Origin of the sequence: Clostridium sp. CMCC3677, from assembly GCF_023845585.1 — a bacterium.
In the GTDB taxonomy this organism is placed as follows: domain Bacteria; phylum Bacillota; class Clostridia; order Clostridiales; family Clostridiaceae; genus Clostridium; species Clostridium aquiflavi.
On sequence record NZ_JAMQHS010000025.1, the window covers coordinates 1 to 7,556 of the forward strand.

Consider the following 7,556-nt stretch of genomic DNA (forward strand, 5'->3'; position numbering starts at 1 on the left):
ATAGCGCCGAAGGTACTGCACGGGAGACTGTGTGGGAGATTAGGACGTTGCCAGGTTTATTTGCGTGATTAGCTCAGTTGGTAGAGCACCTGACTCTTAATCAGGGTGTCCAGGGTTCGAATCCCTGATGACGCACCAATAATAAAAGCTACTGAATTTTTCAGTAGCTTTTTTTTATAAAAAATTATAAAATCTTTAGATATTAATAAGGTATTGTATTATAGATATATATTGGCTAAGAACTAAAACTAGCATATTAGTCTATAAAATTTTTCATAGTATGTTCAAATAGAAATTGTGATTAAAAAATATGTTTCTAAAGTTATTCACAATTAAATTAAGTTATAAACAGGTATTCATAAATTATTATGAATACCTGTTTATAAATATATAATAATTTATATATTATGTGGAAAAATAATTAAATATAGACTTTTTTAATAATATTACTAAAAAGTTTAAATATTATTAAAGCAGTAAAAATAGTATTTATTTTTTAGTAACAAATTATTAAGTCTATTATATTATTGAACATTATAATTTTATGTTTTAATGGGGGATTAAATTATAGTAAACATTAATATATTAGTTATTAGAAATATAATTTTGTATTTGGGGGAATCTTACATGGATATGATGATTGTATTAAGCTTAATTTTTGCATTTGTAGCTTTAATTTTAGCATTTTTATTAGAAGGTGGAGTAATTACTGCATTATTTCAACTTACAGCTGCAATAATAGTATTTGGTGGTACTTTGGGTGCATTAGGTATATCATTCCCAGGAAATGTACTTAAAAAATTTCCTAAAGTTATGTCTATAGCATTTAAAAAGAGAAAAAATAAGATGGAAGAAAATTTATTGTTTTTTAAAGATATATCTACAAGAACTAGAAAAGATGGACTTTTATCATTAGAAAAAGAAGTTTCTAAAAATAGTGATTTAGATCCATTTATAAAAAAAGGACTTCAATTAGCTATAGATGGAGTAGAACAGTCATCTATTAAGAGTATTTTAGAAACTAAATTAGAGCAAATATCAGAAAGACATCAAGTTGGAATAGAAATGTTTGCAGCAGCAGGTGGATATGCACCTACCATGGGGATAATAGGAACAGTTATGGGACTTATTCAAGTAGTTAGTAACTTAAATGATCCTACTGTATTAGGACCTAAAATAGCAGCAGCTTTTATAGCAACATTATATGGAATTTTAAGTGCAAATATTTTTTGGTTACCAATTGCTAATAAGTTAAAAGTCTTGGATATGGAAGAATATAATGAAAAAGAGATGATTATTAAAGCAATAGTATTAATTCAACAAGGTACAAATCCCAATACTCTTGTAAGTAAACTTGAAGGATTTTTAACAGAGAAGCAATCTAAATTATTAGAGGGTGAATAATTATATGAGGAAAAAAAGAGAAAATAAAGAAAATAGTGAAAGATGGTTACTAACCTATTCTGATTTAATAACTTTGCTAATGGTTTTATTTGTAGTGTTATATGCTTCTTCAAATGTAGATAAACAAAAGTATAAACAAATATCTAATTCCTTTAAACAAGCATTTAGTATAGGTGATGCGCCAGGAGTTATAGAAGAAACAGGAGAAGAAACTAATGAAAATAGCATTGTGAATGATGCTGTAATGGTTGAATCAGAAAAGCTTGATACGGCTAAAAGTAAAGTTGATGAGTTAATTAAGGAATATAATTTAGAAGGTAGCGTTTCAACTCAAATACAAGAAAGAGGTCTTATAATAAGCTTTAATGATAATGTTTTTTTTAACAGTGGAGATGCAACTATTAAAAATGAGTATAAGCAAAAGTTAATATCTATATCTAAAATATTAAATGATATAGATAATTATATAAGAGTTGAGGGAAACACCGATAATGTAGCTATAAATACAGAAAATTTTCATTCTAATTGGCAGCTATCTGCAATTAGAGCAGCTAATGTAGTAGAGTTTCTTGCTAAAGAAGGAAATATAAGTTCTGATAGGCTCTCTGCTATTGGGTATGGTGAATATAGACCTATAAAGAGCAATGATAGTAAAGAAGGACAAGCAGCTAATAGAAGAGTTGATATAGTTATATTAAACAACGAGTATAATAAATCAGAAACAGCATCTATTAAATAATTTATTGCATTTTTATCCATATATATTCTCTATTTTTATTTATAAATTAAGTTTAATATTTTTATGATTTTTTAAACAATAAAAATTTTCAAAAATAAGAATATTTTATAGTAATTTAGAGTATTTAGACGTATATTGAATATAATGTCGATATACGTCTAAAAATACTGTTGACATAATAATAGAAAGTCTATATAATTATGTCTTGTTGAGGTCATCAAACAAAACAAATGATTTCAACTGAAAGAAAAAATCTTTCAAAGGATCTGGTGATGATGGCATGGAAGTAACACTCCTACCCATTCCGAACAGGAAAGTTAAGATCCATAGCGCCGAAGGTACTGCACGGGAGACTGTGTGGGAGATTAGGACGTTGCCAGGTAAGCATGGTTCACTAGCTCAGTCGGTAGAGCACATGACTTTTAATCATGGTGTCCCGGGTTCGATTCCCGGGTGAGCCACCAAAATCGTTTCTTTAATATTAAAGAAACGATTTTTTTATTTCATTTTTAAATTTATTATATTCGAATTATAATTTAGTAAATATTAAAAGAAATAATTCTTTTAATATTAAAATTTAATAACAAATTAAATTTTAAAAAGTAAAATTAATATGTTTCATTATTATTGATAATTAAGAGCGATAAATAAAGTTGATTTGTGATTAAACAAAATAGTCTTTAAATTAGTTTAATTTAAAGACATAATATATACATCTAATAAAAGTAAAAAAGGCATCCTATAAAGTATATATAATAGGATGTCTTTTTTATTTGCTATAGTATATAAGTTTGATTTTAAATATTAATCTAAAATTAAACTGTTATTTTTAATCTGTAGCTTGCTTTATTGAATTTTATATCTATAATATATAAATTGTAATTTGATAAAGTCTTAAATCTTTTAAATTGGTATTATCCAATTAATATGTTACAAGCTCTATCAAGGATTCCATTAAGTTCAGCTAATGCGACTCCAAAATTAGTTATAGGAACATTTTTTTCTTTAACTACCTCTAATCTTGATAATAGTTGCTTTCTTGTAAACATACAAGAACCACAATGTACTATTAATTTAAATTCTGATAAATTCTTTGGAAAATCACTTCCTGATACATTTACTATGTCTAATTTTCCACCAACTTTTTTTTCAAGTAATAAAGGTAGTTTTTCTCTTGCAATATCACCTTTTTGTGCATGATGAGTGCAAGCTTCTGCAATTAATACTTTGTCATTAGGTTTTAAATTATTAATAGCTTTAGCTCCTTTTATAAATAATTCTAAATCACCCTTATATCTTGCCATTAAAATAGAGAATGAGGTTAATCTTATATTTGAGGGAACTATTTCATTTACCTTTTTAAACATTTGAGAATCTGTAATTACTAAAGATGGATTTTTGACTATCTTTAGCAAGTCTTCTAATTCTGTATCTTTGACTGTAAGTGCCATAGCATCATTATCTAGTATATCTCTTATTATTTGTACTTGAGGCAATATAAGTCTTCCTTTAGGGGCTTGGATATCCTGAGGAGCGACTAATATAACCCTAGCCTTAGGATTTACAATATCACCAAGTATAGTAGGCATTTCAAAATCAATAGGTGCATTTTTAATAAGAAGCTCTTTAAATTTACCTATATTTATTTTTTCTCTAGAACTTATTTCTACAAATGGAATATCAAATTCTTTTTGTAATAATTCTAAGTTGCTCATTCCTAAATCAATTTTATTTATTACTCCTATTACAGGAATATTTTTTTGTTTTAAATCTTTAAACCATTCTTTTTCATTTTCAATATTATTATCTTCTGCTGAAAATACAAGTACAGCTAAATCTGTTTTTAACATTACCTCTTTTGTTTTTTCAACTCTTAATGTTCCTAAATCACCAGTATCATCTAATCCAGCGGTATCTATAATAACCACTGGTCCTAAAGGAAGTAATTCCATTGCCTTTGAAACAGGATCAGTTGTAGTACCAGGAGTATCTGACACTAATGAAAGTGGTTGATTTGTTAGAGCATTAATTAAACTTGATTTACCGGCGTTTCTTTTTCCGAATATAGATATATGTAGTCTATTTGCTTTTGGAGTGTTAAGCATAAATATGCCTCCTTTATAACTTGATTTTCAATTTTTAATTAGATAGTGTATTTTTTACTCAATATAAATAGTTCATGTATATTTTTATTATTGGAATAAACAAATTTTATTATTGTTCTATAAACATTTGTAAAACTTCTTTTCTTTTAGTTTTGTTTATTTTTTAGTAACTTGAACTTACTAGATATATCATCTTTTATAAATGTTAAGAAACATCTTAAATTCTGTAAGTCTTCTTTTAGTGTAGTTTCTTCATCTGAAGAAAGATATCCGTTATTAAATAATGTAAGAATAAAAAATAGTATACCTAGATTAATATAAATATCTTTTATGTCTGCAATAAATAAATTGCTAATGCCAATAAAATCTAAACTTCCACCATAAAATAGTTTATCAATTAATGAACAAAGAGCTCCGCTGAATATAAACAAAAAAGACATATCTGCCCAAAAATCTTTATTACCTTTATATAAGGAGTATCTGTATATTTCGACAAATACAAAAAGTGCAATGATATTAAAAAATATTAATAATGTGAAGCTTACATTAGTTCCAAATCTTGCATTTAACCATGAACCATCAGTATTGATTATTGGATTAAAAGATAGTAAATTAGGAATTATATTGATGTAAGTATCAAAATAAAATAACTTTATAAATATTTTTATTCCTTGGTCAATTAGCATTAATGATAAAAAAAGTTTTAACATTGTTTTAAATTTAAATCCATTTTGATTTTTATATCCTATTTTATAAATGAATAATCCTACTAAAGCAAACAAAAACATAAGAAATATATTTAACATTACTGTAGGAGTATCTTTAATCCTACCTGTGAACAATTCAAACAAAAAGTATAAAAACCACATAAGTGGTAGAATGCTTACTGTTAAGATTTTTTTATTATTCATACATTTTCCTCCTAAATATAGTGTGAACAGTTTTTTATATCAATTATAACTCTTACATAATTTATTAAAGCGTTATTTAATGATTTTATTTTATAACTAAAAATATTGTGGTATAAGATTTTTTACACCTATAAATGAGTAAAGGCATAAAATAGATGATTTCATGGTTTATATGCAACTTTTTTTATTATATTAAAGTTTATCATATTAAATTTTAAAATTCATCATTATATAATATATAAATTAAATATTGAAATTTAAAAAATATATTTTTGTATCAAGCAATATTTTACAATACATGTAATATATAATGATAAAATTAAATAAGATATTATATTAGAAAAAACATTATATAAAATTTGAGGGGGGAGTTAATCATGTTAACTATTTTTGCTATATCAGATTCTATAGCAGAAACAGCTCATCAAGTAACACTAGCAGTGGCAGCTCAGTTTAGAGAAAAAATAAAAATAAGAAGAGTACCATATATCAAAACAATTGATGATGTGGATTGTATTTTTCCTGAAATAGCTAAAGTGGAAAGAAAAATAATCATATCAACAATAATTACTGTAGATGTTAGAGAATACTTAACTAAAAAATGTTATGAAGAAGATATTTATATTATGAATGTTCTAGGACCTCTTATAGATTCTATATCAAGTATGTTGAACACTAATCCAGAATATAAACCTGGGGCCATGAGACAAATAGATGAAATGTATTATAAAAGAATAGAGGCTATGGAATTTGCGATGCAATATGATGATAGTAAAGACTATAGAGGACTTAAAAATGCAGATGTAGTTTTAATAGGATTATCAAGAACGTCAAAGACACCATTAAGCATGTATCTAGCTAATAAGGGGATTAAAGCTATAAATATACCATTAATGCCTGAAATAGGTGTACCAGATGATATATATATTATAGATAAGAAGAAAATTTTTGGATTAAAAATAGATCCATTTCAATTAATAGAAATTAGAAAGAAAAGATTAGATAAATTCCATCACATATCTTCAAGTATTGAATATGCTGGTGATGAAAGAATATTAGAAGAATTAGAGTATTCAGATAAGGTAATGAAGAAGTTAGGATGTAAAACAATAGATATAACACAAAGGGCTATAGAAGATACAGCTTTAATTATTTTAGAATCAATTGGATATAATAAGAGCACGAATAGTTATTAGATATATTGTGGTTCTTGGGGAGTGTGATTTAATATGAAAATAGGATTAGTACTATCAGGGGGAGGAGCTAGGGGAGCATATCAAATCGGTGTATGGAAGGCATTAAAAGAGTTGAAAATTGATAGATATATAGAAGTAATTTCAGGGACATCAATCGGTGCATTAAATTCTATATTATTTTGCCAAGGAGATATAGAGAAGGCAGAGGAAGCGTGGCTTAATATATCAAAGGAAAAAGTTCTTCCTATAGATAAGAGAGATTTGAATATTAAAGGTTTTTTAATATCATTAGGATTAAAAAATATGAACTTAGTAAAAAAATGTATGCCAAAGATGATTGATACAGGAAATCTTTCAAGGGGAGGTTTAACTGATATTATTAATAAATATGTAAATTTTAAAGATATAGATGAGTGCAATAAATTATGCTATGTAGCTTGTACAGAGCTTACAACTTTTCAACCTAAATACTTTAAGATTAATGGATATAATGAAGAGAATATAAGAAGTATTTTATTTGCATCATCAGCATTACCTATGATATATGAATCAGAAGAATTTGAATCTATAAAATATTTAGATGGTGGAATGGCTGATAATGTTCCTGTACAGCCTGTATATGGAGAAAACTGTGACATTATAATAGTAGTGCATCTTTCTAAAGATTCTCATATAAATAAAAAGTTATTTCCAAATACTAAAATAATAGAGATATATCCATCTGTTATGGAAGAGGGGGTATTAGATGGTATATTGGATTTTGTTCCTGAGAGTGCTGAAAAAAGAATTAAACTAGGTTATATTGATACCATTGATTATTTAAAGCCAATTATGGATTTAGGTGTATTGGTATTTAAACATAAACCAATACCTGATATAGATACTCAAAAAGTACTTAAATACGTAAAAAGTAAATTTATTAAAAAAGAATAGAAAATTATTGTTGACACGATATAAATAAAATGGTAAGATAAAACACGTCGCTAAGAGATGCGGCCAACAAGAAAGAAAAAAGTTAAGAAATTAAATTTCAACTTATTAAAAACTTGTTGACAGAAAAGAAATTAAATGTTATACTGATTAAGTCGCTTAAGGGTGACACAGTAAAACAAAAGAAAATTTGGTCTTTGAAAATTGAACAGAAATCAAGAAACATTAAAATAAACCAGCAATTCTTTATTTGAGTAAGTCAAGATTAAAC

At 26.2% G+C, this 7,556-nt stretch carries 6 protein-coding genes, 2 tRNA genes and 1 rRNA gene; 7 read left to right on the plus strand and 2 right to left on the minus strand.

Translation table 11 applies throughout. From position 1 onward, the window contains the following. The first annotated feature begins 62 nt into the window (after window positions 1-62). The 5 genes from NG901_RS16435 (at window position 63) to NG901_RS16455 (ending at window position 2,607) form a co-directional block, all read left to right on the plus strand. Window positions 63-138, plus strand: a tRNA-Lys gene (locus tag NG901_RS16435). Window positions 139-627: 489 nt separating this feature from the next. Next, window positions 628-1,404: a flagellar motor protein gene (locus tag NG901_RS16440; RefSeq protein ID WP_252217009.1), complete on the plus strand. Its 777-nt coding sequence runs from the start codon at window positions 628-630 to the stop codon at window positions 1,402-1,404. A 4-nt stretch (window positions 1,405-1,408) separates the two neighbouring features. Then, window positions 1,409-2,143, plus strand: coding sequence for an OmpA/MotB family protein (locus NG901_RS16445; RefSeq protein WP_252217011.1), 735 nt, complete (start codon window positions 1,409-1,411; stop codon window positions 2,141-2,143). Between the two features lie 265 nt (window positions 2,144-2,408). Beyond that, window positions 2,409-2,525, plus strand: a 5S ribosomal RNA gene (rrf, locus tag NG901_RS16450). 6 nt (window positions 2,526-2,531) lie between these two features. Then, window positions 2,532-2,607 (plus strand) — tRNA-Lys (locus NG901_RS16455). Window positions 2,608-3,057: 450 nt separating this feature from the next. On the opposite strand, the gene hydF is transcribed toward NG901_RS16455, so the two are convergent. Beyond that, on the minus strand, window positions 3,058-4,248 hold the full coding sequence (gene hydF, locus NG901_RS16460; RefSeq protein WP_252217012.1) for a [FeFe] hydrogenase H-cluster maturation GTPase HydF: 1,191 nt from the start codon (window positions 4,246-4,248) through the stop codon (window positions 3,058-3,060). Window positions 4,249-4,394: 146 nt separating this feature from the next. Further along, window positions 4,395-5,159 carry a signal peptidase II gene (locus NG901_RS16465; RefSeq protein ID WP_252217015.1) on the minus strand — a complete coding sequence of 255 codons (765 nt, stop codon included), beginning with the start codon at window positions 5,157-5,159 and terminating at the stop codon, window positions 4,395-4,397. Between the two features lie 377 nt (window positions 5,160-5,536). Here NG901_RS16465 and NG901_RS16470 point away from each other — a divergent pair, with 377 nt between their 5' ends. Then, window positions 5,537-6,355 (plus strand): pyruvate, water dikinase regulatory protein, encoded by an 819-nt coding sequence (locus NG901_RS16470; RefSeq protein ID WP_252217018.1) that lies wholly within the window; start codon window positions 5,537-5,539, stop codon window positions 6,353-6,355. Window positions 6,356-6,388: 33 nt separating this feature from the next. Beyond that, window positions 6,389-7,288 carry a patatin-like phospholipase family protein gene (locus tag NG901_RS16475; RefSeq protein ID WP_252217020.1) on the plus strand — a complete coding sequence of 300 codons (900 nt, stop codon included), beginning with the start codon at window positions 6,389-6,391 and terminating at the stop codon, window positions 7,286-7,288. Window positions 7,289-7,556 lie beyond the last annotated feature (268 nt).